Below are 19,764 nucleotides of genomic sequence, written 5' to 3' on the forward strand. Positions count from 1 at the left end.
CTGTATTTCGGTGCAACCGCGTATCAATGAGGAAGTTATCAAACACATGACAACCCCCTCTCCCACGGCGACTCCGTCATCTGGCCCAATCGCACCCTCTGCGGATCACGCAGCCTTTCTGCTCGATTTCGACGGGACTTTGGTCGATATTGCCCCCACACCGGCTTCTGTTCAGGTCGAGCCCGGCCTGATCGAGACGCTGCTGCGCCTCAGAGACCGTTGCGGCGGTGCGCTTGCCATCGTTACCGGGCGTCCGATCGAACAGATCGACCATTTTCTGCCCGGTATCCCGACCGCTGTTGCAGGCGAGCATGGGCTTACCCTGCGCCGCAGCCTCGATGGACAGGAAGAACCTGTTGTCACAACGCCCCTGCCCCCGGAATGGCAAAGCCGCGCCGAAGCCCTGACAGGGCGTTTCCCCAATACGGCGCTCGAACGCAAGAAGGCGGGGCTCGTGCTGCATTATCGCGGCAATCCCGACGCTGGCAGCCTTTTCGAGCAGGAAATCATCGCATGGCTGGCGGGTCAGGATGATTTTGAAATCCATCCGTCCAAGATGGCCTGGGAAATCCGCCTTGCCGGTATTCACAAGGGCAATGCCGTCGAGGCTCTGATGGCGCAGCCTCCTTTCGCCGGACGCGTGCCGGTTTTTGTCGGTGACGACGTGACTGACATGGACGGCGTTCGGGCCGCCAAGGCCCTTGGCGGGTTCGGTTATCTCATTCCTGATGACTTCCCGACCGCCCATGAATTCAGGGCATGGCTTGCCCGTTATGTGGAGACTGCCTGATGGGTCGCCTCGTCGTTGTTTCCAACCGTGTCCCTGCCCCGCGTGAGCGCAGCCAGCCCGCAGGCGGTCTGGCTGTGGGCGTACGCGATGCCGTGCGTGGCACAGAGAGCCTCTGGTTTGGCTGGTCAGGCCGCCACACCACGCAGTCCCGCGAGCAGACACCCAAGCTCGACACCCATGAGAGCTGCACCTATGCCACGATCGATCTGACGCGCAGCGAGTACGAGCATTTCTACGAGAAATTCTCCAACGGACTGCTTTGGCCGCTCTGCCACTATCGTATCGGGATCATCGACTACAAACGGATCGATTATCAGGTCTATCGCGAGGTCAATGCCCTCTTTGCCGATCAGCTCGTCCCGCTTCTGCGTGATGACGATATGGTCTGGGTGCATGACTACCATCTCTTCCCGCTGGGCGCGAAGCTGCGTCGGCGTGGCGTAAAGGCCAAGATCGGCTTTTTCCTGCATATTCCATTCCCGCCCTGGAGCGTGACACGTGTGCTTCCCTGCGCCGAGGAAATGCTGCGTGAGATGGCTGCCTATGACCTTATCGGTGTGCAGACCGAGGAAGACGCCCGCAACATGAACGGGTGCTTCGAAGCCAATAATCTGCCCAACCGCGCCGTTCATTTCCCGATTGGCATCGACCCGGTCGAATTCAGCGAGCAGGCCGAACAGAATGTCATGGCCGAGGAGGTTCAGCGCCTTCATGCGTCCCTTCGTGGCCGCAAGCTCATTCTTGGTGTGGATCGCCTCGACTACTCCAAGGGGATCCCGGAGCGCATCCACGGCTACGAGACTTTTCTCAACCGCTACCCCGAGCATAAGGGTGAGACGGTTCTCCTGCAGATCACACCCGTCTCACGCGCCGGTGTTGCCAGCTATCGTGCGCTGCGTCGCGAGCTTGATGAGATGGCAGGGCATATCAATGCCATGCATGGTAATTTCGACTGGTCACCCATTCGCTACCTTACCCAGTCTGTCCCGCGCGAGGTTCTGGCCGGTTTCCACCGCATTGCCGATGTAGCACTGGTCACCCCGTTGCGCGATGGCATGAATCTTGTGGCCAAGGAATTCGTCGCCGCGCAGAGCGCCGATAACCCGGGTGCCCTCATCCTGTCCTCGCTCGCCGGCGCTGCGCCCGAAATGGAGCAGGCCCTCATGGTGAACCCGTATGATCACGAGGGCATTGCCGATGCGATCCATGCCGGGATCACAATGAGTCTTGAAGAGCGACAAAGACGCTGGCAGGCTCTGCATTACGATGTCACCCAGAATACCGCAGCAAACTGGGCCGATCGTTTTCTTGAAATGCTCAGAGAGACCGAAAGACAGGAATGATTGCTCGACTGACCGGTGGATTACTGTTTTTCGCCGGTATGGCCGCAATTGGCGTCGCCTGGTGGGCCGAGCACGTGCTCGGCTATGCCCCATGCGAGCTTTGCCTTATCGAACGGGCGCCGTGGCGCATCGTCGCCTTTCTTGGCGTTCTGGCCCTGCTCATCCCGGGTATGGTCGGGTTCTGGGCCACGGTCCTGAGTCTGCCAGCCCTCGCTGCAGCCGTCATGCTGGCCGGGCTCCATAATGGTGTTGAGCAGAAATGGTGGGAAAGCCCGCTTCCTGCCTGTCACGCACCCGTATTTCACGCAGGTGCCAGCTTTCGCGAGCGTATGGCCAGTATGCCTCTTCGCCCCGCCAAACCCTGCGATGACCCGACCTATCTCTTTCATCTGCCTGTTTCGATGACGGTCCTTGGCGGTATTGCCGCCGCGCTGCTGTTCATCCTTGTCAGCTATAGCGTCGTGCTTCAGGCCCGGCGCTGGCACGCGGCACGCTGAACCGGTCGCTGTTTCTGCCTGAGACACCCAATCCCTGTCGAAACGGATAGAGGCTGGCAGGGCTCAGGGGATTGTCCGGTGCCGAGGCCGCGCAGGAAGAGCGTCAACCTCTATCCGCAACGGGTCCTGCACCTACGATCCCCGCCCTGATCATCGGAGCTGAAGCATTTGGCACCTCGCCGTCCATGTTCACTGTTCTGCAAATTTTCATCTTAGGCGGGTGAGAGTATTATCTCCCAATTGCGATCGCAAAAATATTGGGTGTTTTTCACCATATTATAATTCATGACACCATTCAGAGGCGATTTGTCGCACACAAATCGCCATAACAACAAAAAAACTCCGGAATAACGCCCGTAAATCGAGTTTGGCACGGTGCTTGCATGAAAGAAATCAGACCATCAGGCAAAGGGCCTGAGGCACATAGGGATTTCAATCATGTTCGCATTCACCAAGTCCTTCATCGCCGCTGCCAGCCTCGTCGCTCTTGCTGCCCAGCCTGCCCTGGCGAAAGACATTGTGGTCGAGAACGTCCAGGCCGCAGCAAACCAGACGGCTCAGATTGATGTTTCCAACACCAACCTCAAATCTGACCGCGACTGGAATCGCGTTGCCGATACCATTCGTGTCAAGGCGGCCGATATCTGTGAACGCACGGTAGGCGCCAGCGATCGCCGCGAAGCCGATATCGAGGAATGCACGCAGGCCGCCTATGAAAACGGCGTACAGCAGATGCGCAACATCTATGCCCGCCGCACCCTGGCCGGCCAGACGCGTCTGGCCCGTTCGTGAGCGAAAAGGCGCTACAGCGCGCGTGGCAACAGGATGACGAAACGGGCGCCTATGATCCGACCCGTTTCGTCATAACGGTTCTCGGCATGGAGCGTCCCGTGAAGGGCCTCGATAATCTGGCGGCTGATCGCCAGCCCCAGGCCTGAATGCTGGCCGAAATTCTCGGTCTGGGGTCGCTCCGAATAGAATCGGTCAAAAATATCCTCGAGTTTGAGAGGCGGAATACCCGGCCCCTCATCACTCACCGTTATACGGATCTGTCTGTCCTCGGGGCGCATGAAGAGCGTTATGTGCCCGCGCGGGGGAGAGAATGAAATGGCATTGCCAATAAGATTGCGCAGGACCTGAACAAGACGGTCCTCGACAGCCAGTACACGCAGCGGATGATTGGCATCGTCGTGTGAGTCATCAAGAATGATGATCGCGTCTTCGGGCTTGCGCGTTGTCTGATGCATCTCCGTCAGGATGGAGAGCAGCATACCGACCGCCACGGGTTCAGAGCGTGTTCGTGACAGCTCGGCGTCGATACGGCTCGCATCCGCAATGTCGGTAATCAGCCGGTCCAGACGGCGGACATCGTTGTTGATGATCGCCAGCAGGCGCGTCTGCCGTTCACGGTTCTCGATACGCGGCAACGTCTCGATGGCCGAGCGGATGGATGAAAGCGGGTTCTTGATTTCATGGCTTACATCGGCCGCAAAGCGCTCGATCGCGTCCATGCGGGCCCATAGGGCAAGCACGCTGCCACGCAGGGCTCGCGCAAGCACGCCAATTTCGTCACGGCGTACCAGCAGGGATTCCGGCACGCTGTCAGCGCGCCCGGCCACATCGCGCATGTCATGCGACGCCACCGCAAGACGCAGCAGCGGGCGGGCGATGGTGATCGAGAGATACCATGACAGCAGGACCGTCACGGCCATTGCCGCCAGAAACAGCGAGAGTATGGAGGACCGGACGGCAAACAGCGAACGATCGACCTCCTGGGCCTGGCGTGTAAGCTGGATGATCCCCACGGTCTGACCGTCATGGATGACCGGCTCTGCCACCGTGATCACCAGCTCATGCTCGGGGGTGCGCCGGATATAGGGCGCGGCTTCGGCACCCCGATATTCGCCTGCCGAGCGCAAAGGCGGCGGCGCGTCCTGCGTTTCCAGCATGACAATCCCCTCGCGGGAGGAGAGCGGCAGCAGGGAAAGCAGCCATTCATAGGCAATTTCGATGCCGTTATTGCGTGGCGGCTGCCAGCGTGGCGGCGGCGCGGGCTCGCCCGCCCCCGACTGCCCCTTGCGGTCGCGGCGCACAAGGGCGGCTTCGTTCAGGCTATCGGCCACCAGCGTACCATCCGGCCCGACAAGGCGCGCGCGCACATTGGGGCTGGGTTCCGTCAGCCGAAGCAACAAGGGCCGCGCCTGCGCCCCGTCGAGCATGAATTCGGCACCGGGAAAGGGATGACGGGCCGGGTCGCGCACCACGGCAATCTGCCCCATGGCCGCCGCGTAGATATGGGCCTGCTCGCGCAGGGCATTCACATCGGTTTCAAGCAGGCTGTTCTGGAAGTCGTTCAGGAAGAGCAGCGTGACGGCCAGAATGGCCAGAGGCAGCGTGTTGAGCAGGAAGATGCGCCGCATGAGCGGCGAGGCGAAACGCGGCAGACGGAAGCGACGTGTCGTCCGGCGGCTCTCGCGTCCGGCCTCCAGCGCCAGCGTGTCACCATGGCGAAACGAGCGCCGACGCAGGCGTTTGAAGGCCTGTGACATACCGCCCGGCGCACCGCGCCGCGACCGCCTGCCGAATGATTCACGCTGCGGCATTCTGGCTCAGTCTTCCTTGTAGCGATATCCTATGCCGTACAGGGTCTCGATCTGGTTGAAGTTGTCATCGATCTGCCTGAACTTCTTGCGGACACGCTTGATGTGGCTGTCGATGGTGCGGTCATCCACATAGATATTTTCGCCGTAAGCCGCATCGATCAGCTGGTCGCGTGATTTCACCATGCCCGGACGAAGAGCCAGCGCCTTGACCAGCAGGAATTCTGTGACGGTCAGCATGATATCCTGCCCCGCCCAGAGGCACTGATGGCGCGTCTCATCAAGGGTGAGGCTGCCACGCACGATAGCGGCGCCTGCGCCTGACGTGCCGCTGCCCTCGGCGCGGCTGGCGTCCTGCCGGCGCAGCAGGGCGCGGATGCGCTCCAGCAGCAGGCGCTGCGAGAAAGGCTTGGTGATGTAGTCATCCGCCCCAAGGCGCAGACCCATGAGCTGGTCCAGTTCCTCATCCTTTGAGGAAAGGAAAATGACCGGCAGGGATGAGCGCGCCCGCAGGCGCTGCAAGAGTTCCATACCATCCATGCGCGGCATCTTGATATCCAGCACGGCCAGACTGACAGGACGCGCCAATATGCCCTGCAGGGCGGCTTCGCCATCGGTATAGGCGTGCACAACAAACCCTTCGGCCTCCAGCGTCATCTGGACCGAAGTGAGGATGTTACGGTCATCATCCACCAGGGCGATGGTGTGCTTTGTCGTCTCCATGCGCGATGTATCCGCCTTCAATTTCTGCCTGTTGCCAATCCAAGGGGGGTTGGCATATGGCTTGTCACAGCCACCTATATCTTACCACGCGGCTGCGCCCAAGACGGGGCTGCCGAAAACGGTCGGACATCGCTGGATGGTCGACCCGAGTGTTTCCGTGGCTTCTGGCGGTCATGCTCGCCCCGTTGCGGGGGAGTACGCTGAAGCCGACCTTTTGCTGCCCGGCCTGACCGGGCCCGATTTTTCGAGGTTGCGACCACGATGACGACTGAGAACACGCTGCACGACGCGCAGAACGACGCCCCGGCACCCGAGACCGCCGAAGCGGCAGAGGCCACCACCGATACGGCAGGCCAGACGCCTGAATCCCGTATTGCCGAGCTGGAAGCCCAGGTTGAGGAATTCCGCGACAAGTGGATGCGCTCCGAAGCCGAGATGCAGAATTACCGCACCCGCGCCAAGCGCGAAGTGGAAGATGCCCGCCAGTATGCGGTGCAGAAATTCGCCAAGGATGTGGTCGAAGCGGCTGAAAACCTGCAGCGTGGCCTTGCCTCCCTGCCGCCCAAGGCCGAGGGTGAAGAAGGGCTCGTCGCCAAGCTGCGCGAGGGCTTCGAGAGCACGGAACGCTCTTTCCTTGGCATTCTGGAACGCAATGGCATTACCTGCCAGCATCCGGTGGGCGAGGTATTCGATGCCAATCTGCATCAGGCGATGGCCGAGCAGCCGAGCGACGAACACGCGGATGGTACGGTAATGCAGGCCTGGACCCCCACCTGGACGCTTAATGGCCGTCTGCTCAAGCCCGCCATGGTCGTTGTGGCAAAGGGCGGCAACAAAGCCGCAGAATGAGGCTTGAAACCCTCGTCATGCGCTCCTAGATTTTATCTGTAACCCGCCCCTGCCGAGGCAGGGAGACGAAAACAAGGGCGTTGCCCGGTGCCTGAATGGGCCGGATGACGCCGCTGAAAGGACTGAAATATGAGCAAAGTCATTGGTATTGACCTTGGCACCACGAACTCTTGCGTCGCGATCCGCGAAGGCGATGAGACCAAGGTCATCGAGAACAGCGAAGGCGCACGCACCACGCCGTCCATGGTCGCTTTCACCGCCAACGGTGAGCGTCTGGTTGGACAGGCCGCCAAGCGCCAGGCTGTCACCAACCCTTCCGATACGCTGTATGCCGTCAAGCGTCTGATCGGCCGTCGCTATGATGACCCGACCGTCGCCAAGGACAAGGAAATGGTCCCGTACGAGATCGTACGTGGCGATAACGGCGATGCATGGGTCCGCGCCCGCGGCGAGAACTACGCCCCGTCGCAGATCTCCGCCTTCGTGCTGGGCAAGATGAAGGAAACCGCCGAGGCCTATCTCGGTGAGACCGTTTCCCAGGCCGTCATCACGGTTCCGGCCTACTTCAATGACGCCCAGCGTCAGGCAACGCGCGATGCCGGTCGTATCGCCGGTCTTGAAGTGCTGCGTATCATCAACGAGCCGACCGCTGCCGCTCTGGCCTATGGCCTTGGCAAGCGCGATTCCGGCACGGTGGCCGTTTATGACCTTGGTGGTGGCACGTTCGACGTGTCGATCCTCGAGATTTCCGATGGCGTGATCGAAGTGAAGTCCACCAACGGTGACACGTTCCTTGGTGGTGAAGACTTCGACAACCGTATCATTGGCTACCTTGCAGACGAGTTCAAGCGCGACCAGGGCATCGACCTGCGCGGCGACAAGCTGGCTCTGCAGCGTCTGAAGGAAGCCGCCGAGAAGGCCAAGATCGAGCTTTCCTCCTCCAAGGAAACCGAGATCAACCTGCCCTTCATCACGGCTGATGCCTCGGGTCCGAAGCATCTCGTGGTCAAGCTGAGCCGCGCCAAGCTGGAAAGCCTGGTTGAAGATCTGGTGCAGCGTACGCTCGGCCCGTGCCGCGCCGCGCTCAAGGATGCCTCGGTTACCCCGGCTGAAATCGACGAAGTCATTCTCGTCGGTGGCATGACGCGTATGCCGAAGGTCATCGAGACGGTTAAGCAGTTCTTCGGCAAGGAACCGGCCCGCAACGTCAACCCTGACGAAGTGGTGGCTATTGGTGCCGCTGTTCAGGGCGCCGTGCTCAAGGGCGACGTGAAGGATGTTCTGCTCCTCGACGTGACCCCGCTTTCGCTGGGTATCGAGACTCTGGGCGGTGTCTTCACCCGTCTGATCGATCGCAACACGACGATCCCGACCAAGAAGAGCCAGACCTTCTCGACGGCTGATGACAACCAGAGCGCCGTGACCATCAAGGTCTATCAGGGCGAGCGCGAAATGGCGGCAGACAACAAGCTGCTTGGTAATTTCGACCTCACCGGGATTGCTCCGGCTCCGCGTGGCGTGCCGCAGATCGAAGTCACGTTCGACATCGATGCCAACGGTATCGTCAACGTGTCGGCCAAGGACAAGGCGACCAACAAGGAACAGCAGATCAAGATCCAGGCTTCTGGTGGTCTGAACGATGCCGATATCGACCGTATGGTGAAGGAAGCCGAGGCCAATGCCACGGCAGACAAGGCCAAGCGCGAGATGGTCGAGCAGCGCAACAGCGCCGAGGCCCTGATCCATCAGACTGAAAAGTCGCTGACCGAAGCTGGCGACAAGGTTCCGGCAGCTGACAAGGCTGAGGCAGAATCGGCAGTGGCTGCGACCCGTGAAGCCATGAACGGCACGGATCTTGAGGCCCTGAAATCGGCGACCGAGCGTCTGACCCAGGCTGCCATGAAGATCGGTCAGGCTGTGTATGCCCAGTCTCAGGCTGAAGAGGGTGCCGCCGGTGGCGAAGCCCATTCTGCCAAGGACGAAAACGTCGTCGATGCCGATTTCGAGGACGTGGACGACAGCAAGAAGCACTGATCTCCCCGAGGAGGGGTTCGCCCCTCCAGAGGCTTGATGCTTTTGACGCCCGTCCTTCCTGAGGGAAGGGCGGGCGTTTCGCCGTTCAGCCCGGCGCGGTTCTACCCGCGTTGCTTTGATTGCCCCCGCTGGTCATTACAGGCCGCATATTCTGATCCCTGGATCTCCTGACGAGGACTCCCATGGCCACCAAGATCGATTTCTACGCTGTTCTTGAAGTCTCCCGCACAGCCTCTGCCGATGAGCTCAAAAAGGCCTATCGCAAGCAGGCCATGCGCTTTCACCCCGACCGTAACCCGGGCGATGAAACAGCCGAGCACAAGTTCAAAGAAATCAACGAAGCCTATGATGTTCTGAAAGACGAACAGAAGCGTGCTGCCTATGACCGCTTCGGTCATGCTGCCTTTGAAAATGGCGGTATGGGCGGTGGTGGTTTCGGGGGCGGATTCGGCGGCGGTGGCCTCGATGACATCTTTGAGATGTTTGGCGACATGATGGGGGGCCGTCGTGGTGGCGGTCGTCGTCGCACGGGCAACGACATTCAGGTTCAGGTCGAAATCTCGCTTTCCGAAGCCTATGAAGGCGTCAAGAAGCCGGTCGAGATCCGTACCCGCGTCGCCTGCGAAAGCTGCCATGGTACGGGATCGGCTGACAGCAACCCCGGCGATGTTACCTGCCCGACCTGTCATGGCGCTGGTGCCGTGCGTGCACAGCAGGGCTTTTTTCTGGTCGAGCGTCCCTGCCCCACCTGCAAGGGCTCGGGCAAGGTCGTGCGCAATCCCTGCAAAAGCTGCAAGGGAAGCGGCACAACCGAGCAGACACGTTCGATCGAGGTTCCCATTCCCGCCGGCGTGGAAGATGGCACACGAATCCGCCTGACGGGCGAGGGCGAAGCCGGTGGCAGCGGTATCCAGCCGGGCGATCTCTATGTGCATGTCGCGGTGGGTGGCAGCGATATCTTCCAGCGCGATGGCGCCAACATCTATTGCCGTGTGCCGCTTCGCATGACGCAGGCGGCACTCGGCACGGAAATCGAGGTGCCTGTCATCGATGGCAGCCGCGCCAAGGTGAAGATCCCCGCCGGCACGCAATCGGGCGAGAATTTCCGCTTGCGTGGCAAGGGCTTCTCGGTGCTGCGTTCCAGCGCACGGGGTGATATGTATATCCAGGTTGCCGTGGAGACGCCGCATCACCTCAACGCCCGCCAGAAGGAACTTCTCGAGGCTTTCGAGGCCGAGGCTGGTGAGGCTCAGGAGCAGGAAAAGGCCAATCCCGAGCACACGGGGTTCTTCGCCAAGGTCAAGGACTTCTTCGAAGGGAAGTAAGAGCCATGCGTATCGGCATTGCAGGTATCACCGGTCGCCTCGGGGCGCTTTGCGTCGAGGAAGTCGCGGCATCCGGGCTTGAGCTGTCCGGTGGGCTGGCACGCAAGGCCGATCCGCAGAAGCGTATCATGACAGATCCGGCTCAGTTGGCGGCGTGCAGCGATGTTGTGATCGATGTCAGCAGCCCGGCTGCAATACTGGCCAATGCTGAAGCCTTTGCGGAGGCTGGCTGCGGCTGGGTGATCGGGACGACAGGGTTCGGCGCGGCGGAAGAACTGGCCATTCGCACAGCCGCAACGCGGATCCCGGTGCTGCGAGCTGCCAATTTTGCACCCGGCCTGACCATGTTGCTCGATCTGGCACGTCAGCTCGGCGCCAGACTTCCGGCCCATGAATATGATGCTGAGATTCTGGAAACGCATCACCGTCAGAAGCGCGATGCCCCGTCCGGCACGGCCCTCGCCATTGGTGAGCGTCTTGCCGAGGGCCGTGGTGTCGCGCTGAACGACGTCATGGAAGTCAATCGCTCAGGCGTACGGGGTGAGGAGGCTATCGGTTTTGCCTCACTGCGGGCCGGGCAGATTGTGGGCGAGCACAGCCTGATCCTGACTTCAGGCACAGAACAGATCACCCTGTCGCATCGTGCCTTCGACCGACGGGTCTTTGCCCAGGGTGCTGTTAAGGCTGCCCGCTTTGTGGCAGGTAAACCTGCCGGGTTATATGAGATGACGGAAATATTCGGCGGCTGAAACAGGCGTGCCTTGCGTCTGAAACATAACAAACGCTTGACCCCTGCGGCTGTATGCCTCTAAGGACAGCCCTCTCTTGCGGGTCGGGCGCAGGTTGTCGCACGTCCGTACTCCTTTCTTTCACTCATTCCCTGCGAGGTCCCTGAGTGCGTAACTACGGCGAATTTCTCTTCACATCGGAATCCGTTTCTGAAGGTCATCCGGACAAGGTCTCTGACCGTATCAGCGATACCGTTCTGGACGCTTATCTGGAAGCAGACCCGGAAGCCCGCGTTGCGTGCGAAACCCTCTGCACCACCAACCGTGTCGTTCTGGCCGGTGAAGTTCGTGGTCCGGCTTCGATCACCAGCGAGCTGCTGATCGAGCGCGCCCGTCACGCCATCAAGGATATCGGTTACGACCAGGAAGGTTTCTCCTGGAAGAACGCCGAAATCACCTCCCTGCTGCACGCGCAGTCCGCCGACATCGCTGTTGGCGTCGATAGCGCTGGCGAGAAGGACGAAGGCGCAGGCGACCAGGGCATCATGTTCGGCTTCGCCACCCGCGAGACCGAGCACCTGATGCCGGCCCCGCTCTATTACGCGCAGTCGATCCTCGAAAAGGTTCGTGACTACCGCAAGAGCGGCCATGCTCTGGGCGTCGGCCTGCTGCCGGATGCCAAGAGCCAGGTCACGCTGCGCTATGTCGATGGCAAGCCCGTTGGCGCAACCTCGGTCGTGATCTCGACGCAGCATATCGAAGGCATGCGCCAGAACACAATTCGCGAAATGCTGCGCGAAGTGGTCCGTGAAGTCCTGCCGGAAGGCTGGATGTGCCCGGAAGAAGAATTCTACGTCAATCCGACGGGCAACTTCGTGATCGGTGGTCCCGATGGCGATGCCGGCCTGACGGGTCGCAAGATCATTGTCGACACCTACGGCGGTGCAGCCCCTCATGGCGGCGGCGCCTTCTCGGGCAAGGACCCCACCAAGGTTGACCGTTCGGCTGCCTATGCCGCGCGCTACCTGGCCAAGAACGTGGTTGCTGCCGGTCTTTCCGATCGCTGCACCATCCAGCTCAGCTACGCCATTGGCGTGTCCAAGCCGCTCTCGGTCTATGTGGATCTCGATGGCACGGGCAAGGATATCGACGAAGCCCGTCTCGGCAAGCTGCTGAACGAAATGGTCGATCTCTCGCCGCGCGGCATCCGCAAGCATCTGCGCCTGAACCGTCCGATCTATGTGCCGACCTCGGCCTATGGCCATTTTGGTCGCGTGCCCGATCCGGTGCTGGACAACTTCACGTGGGAGCAGACCGATCTGGTCAGCTCGCTGCGCGGTGCCCTCAACCGCTGAGGTCCCCAACTGTCTGACACCTCTCTCAAGTCCCAGCCTGAGCGGCTTTATGGCCGCCAGCGCGGGCACCCGCTCCGCGCCCGCCAGCAGCGCCTTCTCGATGAGGCTCTGCCCAGGCTCCGTCTGAACCCCGATCAGGCCGCCGCTCCGCAGGCCGCCTTCACTGGCGCTCCTGTTCAGGGCGTCTGGCTTGAAATCGGGTTCGGCGGCGGCGAACATGCGCTCGATCAGTCACAGCGCAATCCGGATGTTGGCTATATTGCCGCCGAGGTTTTCGAGAACGGGCTGTGCTCGCTCATGTCCCGCATCGTGCCGGAAGGCGAAGAGGACACGATCACACCGCCGGATCATTTCCGTATCTGGCCCGATGATGCGCGTCAGCTGCTGAAATCCCTGCCCGATAACTGCCTCGACCGCGCCTATCTGATGTTCCCCGATCCGTGGCCCAAGGCACGCCATGCCAAGCGTCGCTTCATCCACCCGGAGAATATTCGCGAACTGGCCCGCCTGCTGAAGCCCGGCGCCGTCTGGCGCGTTGCGAGCGATCATCCCGTCTATCAGGACTGGGTGTTCGAGATCATGGGCGCGCAGAATCTGTTCGAGGCGCCCCCGCCTGCCAAAGGCGAGCGCCCCGAAGGCTGGTCACCCACACGCTATGAAGCCAAGGCCTACCGCGAAGGCCGCGTGCCGTTCTACTGGACGTTCACGCGCCGCGGTGCCTGATACCGAGTTGGATCGGAACACCGCATGAGCACGCAAATCGAACGCGAGGAAATGGAATTCGACGTGGTGATCGTCGGCGGAGGGCCCGCCGGCCTTTCCGCCGCCATCCGACTGCGTCAACTCATGCCGGAAGCCACGATCTGCCTTGTTGAAAAAGGCAGCGAAATCGGGGCGCATATCGTCTCGGGTGCGGTGATCGAACCCCGCGCCCTGGCCGAGCTCTTCCCCGACTGGCAGGAACGCGGCGCACCGCTGAAAACCCCGGTGACGGAAGAAAAAGTGCTTTTCCTGACCGAAAAGCGCGGCTTCGCCATTCCCTTCATCGACAAGCTCATGCCCGCCATGGCCAATCATGGCAATTATGTCGTGTCCCTGGGCGAGGTCTGCCGCTGGCTCGGCGCCCAGGCCGAGGAAATGGGCGTCGAGATCTACCCCGGCTTTGCCGCCGCCGAACCCTATATCGAGGATGGCCGCCTGTGCGGTGTTATCACCGGCGATATGGGCGTCACGCGTGAGGGCGAGCAGGGGCCGAACTTCGCACCCGGCATGATCCTGCGGGCAAAACAGACCATCCTGACCGAGGGCGTGCGCGGCTCGATCAGCCAGCGCGTCATGAAGCAGTTCAATCTGCGTCAGGGTGTGGACCCGCAGACCTATGGGCTGGGCATCAAGGAAGTCTGGGAAATTCCCGCCGAGAAGCACAAGCCCGGCTTCGTACAGCACAGCTTTGGCTGGCCGATGGATGACGGCACCTATGGCGGCGCCTGGCTCTATCATTTCGGCGAAAACCTCGTCTCCTACGGCTTTGTCACCGGGCTGGATTACAGCAATACCTGGCTCTCTCCCTTTCAGGAGATGCAGCGCCTCAAGACCCATCCTGAATTTGCGAAGCATCTCGAAGGCGGTCGCCGTCTGATCTATGGCGCGCGCGCCCTGTCAGAGGGTGGCTTTCAATCCCTGCCGCGCCTGTCCTTTCCGGGTGGCGTTCTGGCGGGTGATTCCGCAGGCTTCCTGAACATGCCCAAGATCAAGGGCACGCATACAGCCATGAAATCCGGCATGCTGGCCGCCGAAGCTGTGGCCGAGGCGCTGGGGGGTGAAGGCCCCTGCGAGGCAACGAGCTACACGCGACGCTTCAAGAGCTCCTGGCTGTTCAAGGAGCTGTTCGAGGCGCGCAATGTGCGCCCTGCCTTTGCCCGCTGGGGCAATCGCCTTGGCGCGCTTTATGCCGGGATCGACAGCCTGATTTTCCGTGGCCGCGCACCCTGGACGCTGCATTTCCGTCATACGGATCATGAAGCGCTCAAGCCTGCCGAGCAGTGCAAGCCCATTGCCTATCCGAAGCCGGATGGCACGCTGACCTTCGATCTCACCTCATCGGTGTTCCTGTCGGGCACCAATCATGAGGAGGACCAGCCGGTCCATCTGAAGCTGCGTGACCCGTCGAAATGGCTGCCGGTCAACTGGGGCATTTTTCGCTCACCTGAAAGCCGCTACTGCCCGGCCGGTGTGTATGAGGCGCTGGAGGAAAACAGCACCATGCGCCTGCAGATCAACCCGCAGAACTGCGTGCACTGCAAGACCTGCGACATCAAGGATCCGACGCAGAATATCGACTGGTGTGTGCCCGAAGGGGCCGGTGGACCGAATTATCCTGTCGGTATGTGATTTTGAGTCGCAATAAGGTATGAACCCTGACGACAAATTCCAGGATCGGCGAGAAACAGATGAAGATAGTGGTCCCGGTCAAGCGGGTGGTGGATTACAACATCAAGCCCCGCGTCAAGGCCGATAACAGCGGCGTCGACACGCAAGGCGTGAAGATGTCGATGAATCCCTTCGATGAAATTGCTGTCGAAGAAGCCGTCAGGCTTCGCGAAAAAGGCGCTGCCTCCGAAATCGTGGTGGTGACCATCGGCGTGGCCGAGGCCCAGCCCGTTCTGCGTACGGCCATGGCCATGGGTGCCGATCGTGCCATTCTGGTGCAGACCGACGCCGAGCTGGAGCCGCTGGCTGTCGCCAAGCTGCTCAAGGCCATTGTCGATCGCGAGAACCCCGGTCTGGTCATCATGGGCAAGCAGGCCATTGATGACGACATGAATGCGACCGGCCAGATCCTGGCGGCACGTCTCAACTGGCCGCAGGGCACGTTTGCCAGCTCGGTTGCCGTCGAGGACGGGCGCATCACAGTGGTGCGTGAAGCCGATGGCGGCCTCGAAACAGTGCGCCTAGCACTCCCGGCGGTGGTCACCACCGATCTGCGCCTCAACGAGCCGCGCTATGCCACCATGCCCAACATCATGAAGGCCAAGAAAAAGCCGCTCGAAACTATCGCTGCCGATACGCTGGGCGTGGACATCACGCCGCGTCTGGAAACAGTGAAGGTGGTCGAGCCGCCCGTGCGTCAGGCCGGTATCAAGGTATCGAGCGTTGCCGAGCTGGTTGGCAAGCTGCGTGACGAAGCGAAGGTGATCTGATCATGACAACTCTGGTTCTGATCGAAGCCGAAGGCGCTGCCATCAAGAAGGCAAGCCTTTCTGCTGTTGCCGCAGCCCGCCATTTCGGTGCTGTCGATGTGTTGCTGATCGGCGCAGAAGGTGCCCAGGAAGCTGCGAAGATCGAGGGGATCACCCGCGTTCTTCATGCAGACTCCACACCGCATCTGGCCGAGTGCATTGCCGCCCTGATTGCCGATCGCGCCAAGGATTACGATCATATCGTTTCCGCCGCGACGGCTTATGGCAAGAACACCCTGCCCCGCGTGGCTGGTCTGCTGGATGTGCAGCCGATCACTGAAGTGGTCGAGATCATCGACGCCGATACCTTCGTGCGTCCGATCTATGCCGGTAGCGCACTCTCCACCGTGCGGTCGCGCGATGCGATCAAGGTGCTGACCGTGCGTAACGCCAATTTCGAGGCCGCCAAGCTGGGCGACGCCTCGGCGCCGATCGAAGCCGTCTCTGCTGCAGTCGAGGTGCCGGACGCCGAATATGTTGGCATCGAACTGACTCATTCCGACCGCCCCGAGCTGGAATCGGCTCGTGTGGTGATCTCGGGTGGGCGCGGCCTGAAGGATGCAGCCAATTTCAAGCTGCTCGAGCCTGTGGCTGACAAGCTGGGCGCTGCCATTGGTGCGTCGCGCGCGGCGGTAGATGCCGGGTTTGCCCCGAACGAGATGCAGGTCGGTCAGACCGGCAAGATCGTGGCGCCCGATCTCTATATCGCTGTCGGTCTTTCAGGCGCCATCCAGCATCTGGCAGGCATGAAGGACAGCCGCGTGATCGTGGCGATCAACATGGACCCCGAAGCCCCGATCTTCAACGTGGCCGATTATGGCCTCGTGGGCGATCTGTTCGAGATCCTGCCCCAGCTCAAGGCCGAACTGGGCGCCTGATCGCCTTCGAGCCTGCCCGCCCCACCGGGATGGGCAGGCTCATGTTACCGCGCCTGTCCTGAAGCGTCTGCTGGCGATTTTCAGCGCAAGACGGTCTCCCTGTCCGGCCAGGATGCGGCAAGTATATCCGGCAATGCCGTCTCCATGAAGGTGCGCACCGGATCCTCGGTTTCAAACACGAGGGCTGGCCGTCCTTCAAGCACCATATGCGCCAGTCCATGCACGGTCGCCATGGCACTGACATGATAAGGCCGCAGCAACCGCCCGTTCTTGCTTTGACCGTTTCTGTCAGAACGCTCAGGCATCTCGTGACCATAATAGACGGCGATGGCGCGGGTGAGGGGCGACAGGGCCGTATAAGACGCTTCCAGAAAAGCAGGATCTCGGCAGTCGATTAGATCCACACGACAGATAAGCCTGAAAAAACCAGGGTGCTCAGCCGCGAAGCGGACATATCCCTCTGCAAGACATTTCAGGTCAGATGCTGGATGATCTGTCTGCGGCAGAATATCGAGAGCCTGCCGAAGAAGGTTGAATACGCGAATAGCCACTGCCGTCAGCAGGCCCTTCATATCACCGAAATGATGCGATGGCGCTCCGGGAGAAACCCCGGCCCGGCCAGCCGCCTTGCGTAGGGTAAACCCCTCCACCCCTGTTTCGCAGATGATTTCTTCTGCCGCCTCGATGAGGGCGATACGCAGATCGCCATGATGATAACGCGCACGGGACAACGTCTGCTTCCTCTCTATTGAACACCGTTCAGATTGATGTAATGCTCGATCTATTCAATGTTCAGATAAGGGATAACCCCGATTGGAACAGGCTGTCATGACAAAACGCGCGCTTATCGTAGGGCTGGGTATTACAGGCATGTCTGCGGCCATAGCGCTGATGAGGCAAGGCTGGGTTCCGGTTATTGCCGAACGCGCTCCCGACAGGCGCAAGGGCGGATATTTCATTGGCCTGCGTGACGAAGGCCGGGAAGCGGCACGTCAACTCGGTGTTCTGAACAGAATGGAAAAACGTACCCCGGCGCGCTTGCGGTTCTGGGATATCCGCAGGGATGGCAGCCGGAAGGTTGTTGCCGACCTGACAGGTGAAACAGAAACGCCGATTGCCGTGATGCGTGGCGATATCGAAGAAGCTCTCTGGCAGTCCATCGAAGGGCGTGTCGAGATCCGCTTCGAGAGCTACCCGACCCTGATCGAGGCAGCTCCGAACGGCGTGGTCGTAAGATTGAACATGTGTGGCACCGACGCAGATGAAGAGACATATGATCTCGTTATCGGCGCAGATGGTGTCCACTCACAGGTGCGCCGCATGATTTTCGGACCGGATCGGAGGTTCGTCCACCCTTTAAAAACAAGCCTCTGTGCTTTCCCTCTCTTGCGTCCTGTCCCCGGGTTGGAGCCCGGCGACGGACTCATGATTGCCGATACGCGTCGTACACTCACCATTTTTCCTCTTGAAGGAAGACCGAGCACAGCCCTGTTTTCCTATCGTCGGAAAAAAGATGATCCTCTCGTACGCAAGGCACCGGCATCTGCCTTGCGCAAGATATTCAGCGGTCTCGATGTCGGTGGTGTCGTTTCAGCAGCACTCGAGGATCTCGAGAAAAGCGATGATTACCTGTCCGACGACGTACAGATGATCAAAATGCCCCATTGGTCGAAAGGTCGCGTCATACTCCTGGGAGATGCCGCCTGGTGTCTGACACTTTACTCCGGGATGGGCGCTTCTGCCGGAATGATGGGCGGTGTCGCATTGGGTGCTGCGCTCGCCGCGTACCCAGACGATACAGAAGCCGCCCTGAGGTTTTTCGAAGCCGGAATGCGTCCCTTCATCCGCAGGCATCAACGCTTCGTTCGTATCAGAGCCGAGCTTTTCGTCCCCTCGACAATCCTGTCGCTTCGGGCGCGCAGGATGCTCTGGCAGGTCATGCGTCGATTCAGGAATAAAGAAGGCAGAGTCGACCGGAAATCAGCTCGCTAAAGCCCCTGCTTTTCCGCGATATCTCTACCCTTGCATTCGCGCTCATGACGCGGATGCGTCTTGATTGACCGAATCTCTCTCTGAAGACAGCTTTCGATTGTTTTTCCGGGTCGCATGGGACATGCTTGTATACATGACCCAGATCATGGACATTCAGGCAGGCGGCGCCCGGGCCCGGGCGCGTTGCGACGAACTCGGTATCGCTCCCTATAGCGACCAGAGTGATGGACTCTTTCGCCCCTATCTCGGCCCGGCGCACAGGGCCACGATTGGCAGACTGGCCCAGTGGATGGACCAGGCGGGCATGAGTGTTGAAACCGATGCCGTGGGAAACCTCGTCGGGCATTATGCGGGTGTGACACCCGACGCACCCGTTCTGCTGATTGGCTCGCATGTGGACAGCGTGCGTGATGGTGGGCGCTATGACGGCATGCTGGGTGTGTTGCTCGGCATCGAGACCGTGGCCTATTTCAACGAGCGCGGCCTCAGACTGCCTTTTGCGCTTGAGGTCATCGGTTTTGGAGATGAGGAAGGCTCCCGTTTTCCCACCTATATGATGGGCTCGCGCTCTGCTGCCGGCATGAAGCAGCAGATCGATGACAGCATCACCGATCGCGATGGCGTGTCACTGCGTCAGGCCCTTGCGGATTGGGGGCTGGATGTCTCGCGCTTTCATACCGCCAGACGGCAGAACGTCTTCGCCTATATCGAAGCGCATATCGAGCAGGCCCCCCATCTGGAGCGCGCCAGTCTGCCGCTCGGCCTGGTGCGGGGCATCGCCTCTCAATATCGCTTCCGCGTCACGCTGACAGGCGAGGCCGACCACGCCGGAACGGCCATGCACGAACGTCGCGATGCCCTGGCCGCCGCCGCCGAGGCAATTTCGGCCATCGAGCGCATCGGCGCACAGGACCCGGTCGATCTCGTGACCACAGTGGGCTGGCTGACTGTCGAGAACGGCGCCCCCAATATCGTGCCGGGCAAGGTCGCTCTGACCATCGATATCAGGGCGGTGACACCCGGTGTGCGTGAAAGCGCTGCCCAGGAAGTCAGTGACACGCTGCAGGCCATCTGCACACGCAGGCGCATCCGTCTCGATATCGAGCGCATACAGGATCTGGCTGGCGCGCTTTGCGATGAACGCCTGACATCCCTGCTTGGCCGCGCCGTGGAAGAACGGCAGGGCACCACGCCCCCCATGCTGCTCAGCCAGGCCGGGCATGATGCCATGATCATGGCCAATCTCGCCCCCATGACCATGCTGTTCATCCGCTGCAAGGGCGGGATCAGCCACAACCCCGCAGAATCTGTCGATGACGCCGATGTCGAGGCGGCGCATCAGGCCCTGGTGACCTTCGTCACGCGACTTGGAGAAACGATGTGAGCAGTTTTTTCGGTGAGATCAACCCGC

At 60.7% G+C, this 19,764-nt stretch carries 18 protein-coding genes; 15 read left to right on the forward strand and 3 right to left on the reverse strand.

From position 1 onward, the window contains the following. Nucleotides 1-46 precede the first annotated feature (46 nt). From otsB to ED655_RS00485, 4 genes are all read left to right on the forward strand, one after another. Nucleotides 47-790, forward strand: coding sequence for a trehalose-phosphatase (gene otsB, locus ED655_RS00470; protein WP_122048579.1), 744 nt, complete (start codon nucleotides 47-49; stop codon nucleotides 788-790). Continuing rightward, nucleotides 790-2,133, forward strand: coding sequence for an alpha,alpha-trehalose-phosphate synthase (UDP-forming) (locus ED655_RS00475; protein ID WP_122048580.1), 1,344 nt, complete (start codon nucleotides 790-792; stop codon nucleotides 2,131-2,133). The genes otsB and ED655_RS00475 overlap by 1 nt, the downstream gene beginning before the upstream one ends. Beyond that, the gene (locus tag ED655_RS00480; protein WP_062165564.1) at nucleotides 2,130-2,630 is read left to right on the forward strand and encodes a disulfide bond formation protein B; all 501 of its coding nucleotides are present in this window, start codon (nucleotides 2,130-2,132) and stop codon (nucleotides 2,628-2,630) included. Before ED655_RS00475 ends, ED655_RS00480 begins: the two co-directional genes overlap by 4 nt. A gap of 438 nt (nucleotides 2,631-3,068) precedes the next feature. Continuing rightward, entirely contained in the window at nucleotides 3,069-3,422 is a 354-nt protein-coding gene (locus ED655_RS00485) for a UrcA family protein (RefSeq protein ID WP_122048581.1), read from the forward strand. 11 nt (nucleotides 3,423-3,433) lie between these two features. On the opposite strand, the gene ED655_RS00490 is transcribed toward ED655_RS00485, so the two are convergent. Beyond that, a complete protein-coding gene (locus ED655_RS00490) occupies nucleotides 3,434-5,233 on the reverse strand; it encodes an ATP-binding protein (RefSeq protein ID WP_255493461.1) in 1,800 nt (599 codons plus the stop codon). Between the two features lie 6 nt (nucleotides 5,234-5,239). Continuing rightward, a complete protein-coding gene (locus tag ED655_RS00495) occupies nucleotides 5,240-5,953 on the reverse strand; it encodes a response regulator transcription factor (protein ID WP_023978270.1) in 714 nt (237 codons plus the stop codon). 261 nt (nucleotides 5,954-6,214) lie between these two features. On the opposite strand from ED655_RS00495, the gene ED655_RS00500 reads away from it, so the two are divergent. The 9 genes from ED655_RS00500 (at nucleotide 6,215) to ED655_RS00540 (ending at nucleotide 16,361) form a co-directional block, all read left to right on the forward strand. Next, complete coding sequence (locus ED655_RS00500; RefSeq protein ID WP_062165566.1) at nucleotides 6,215-6,802, forward strand: nucleotide exchange factor GrpE; 588 nt, start codon at nucleotides 6,215-6,217, stop codon at nucleotides 6,800-6,802. Nucleotides 6,803-6,931: 129 nt separating this feature from the next. Continuing rightward, nucleotides 6,932-8,836, forward strand: coding sequence for a molecular chaperone DnaK (gene dnaK, locus ED655_RS00505; protein ID WP_122048582.1), 1,905 nt, complete (start codon nucleotides 6,932-6,934; stop codon nucleotides 8,834-8,836). Nucleotides 8,837-9,018: 182 nt separating this feature from the next. Continuing rightward, nucleotides 9,019-10,161: a molecular chaperone DnaJ gene (gene dnaJ / locus ED655_RS00510; RefSeq protein ID WP_023978273.1), complete on the forward strand. Its 1,143-nt coding sequence runs from the start codon at nucleotides 9,019-9,021 to the stop codon at nucleotides 10,159-10,161. Nucleotides 10,162-10,166: 5 nt separating this feature from the next. Further along, on the forward strand, nucleotides 10,167-10,910 hold the full coding sequence (gene dapB, locus ED655_RS00515) for a 4-hydroxy-tetrahydrodipicolinate reductase (protein WP_122048583.1): 744 nt from the start codon (nucleotides 10,167-10,169) through the stop codon (nucleotides 10,908-10,910). 146 nt (nucleotides 10,911-11,056) lie between these two features. Next, the gene (metK, locus tag ED655_RS00520; RefSeq protein WP_062165570.1) at nucleotides 11,057-12,244 is read left to right on the forward strand and encodes a methionine adenosyltransferase; all 1,188 of its coding nucleotides are present in this window, start codon (nucleotides 11,057-11,059) and stop codon (nucleotides 12,242-12,244) included. 9 nt (nucleotides 12,245-12,253) lie between these two features. Continuing rightward, a complete protein-coding gene (gene trmB / locus ED655_RS00525) occupies nucleotides 12,254-12,967 on the forward strand; it encodes a tRNA (guanine(46)-N(7))-methyltransferase TrmB (RefSeq protein WP_122048584.1) in 714 nt (237 codons plus the stop codon). A gap of 24 nt (nucleotides 12,968-12,991) precedes the next feature. Next, nucleotides 12,992-14,635: an electron transfer flavoprotein-ubiquinone oxidoreductase gene (locus ED655_RS00530; RefSeq protein WP_205835955.1), complete on the forward strand. Its 1,644-nt coding sequence runs from the start codon at nucleotides 12,992-12,994 to the stop codon at nucleotides 14,633-14,635. Between the two features lie 59 nt (nucleotides 14,636-14,694). Further along, complete coding sequence (locus tag ED655_RS00535; protein ID WP_062165572.1) at nucleotides 14,695-15,444, forward strand: electron transfer flavoprotein subunit beta/FixA family protein; 750 nt, start codon at nucleotides 14,695-14,697, stop codon at nucleotides 15,442-15,444. A 2-nt stretch (nucleotides 15,445-15,446) separates the two neighbouring features. Then, entirely contained in the window at nucleotides 15,447-16,361 is a 915-nt protein-coding gene (locus tag ED655_RS00540) for an FAD-binding protein (RefSeq protein ID WP_122048585.1), read from the forward strand. An 80-nt stretch (nucleotides 16,362-16,441) separates the two neighbouring features. On the opposite strand, the gene ED655_RS00545 is transcribed toward ED655_RS00540, so the two are convergent. Further along, nucleotides 16,442-17,092 (reverse strand): TetR/AcrR family transcriptional regulator, encoded by a 651-nt coding sequence (locus tag ED655_RS00545; RefSeq protein ID WP_122048586.1) that lies wholly within the window; start codon nucleotides 17,090-17,092, stop codon nucleotides 16,442-16,444. Between the two features lie 97 nt (nucleotides 17,093-17,189). Between ED655_RS00545 and ED655_RS00550 the strand changes: the two genes are divergently transcribed. Both ED655_RS00550 and ED655_RS00555 read left to right on the forward strand, forming a co-directional pair. After that, a complete protein-coding gene (locus ED655_RS00550; RefSeq protein WP_162993327.1) occupies nucleotides 17,190-18,353 on the forward strand; it encodes an FAD-dependent monooxygenase in 1,164 nt (387 codons plus the stop codon). Nucleotides 18,354-18,486: 133 nt separating this feature from the next. Beyond that, complete coding sequence (locus tag ED655_RS00555) at nucleotides 18,487-19,737, forward strand: allantoate amidohydrolase (protein WP_240993426.1); 1,251 nt, start codon at nucleotides 18,487-18,489, stop codon at nucleotides 19,735-19,737. The last annotated feature ends 27 nt before the right edge of the window (nucleotides 19,738-19,764 follow it).

Source organism: Asaia bogorensis (assembly GCF_900465345.1).
GTDB classification, from domain to species: Bacteria; Pseudomonadota; Alphaproteobacteria; order Acetobacterales; family Acetobacteraceae; genus Asaia; species Asaia bogorensis_A.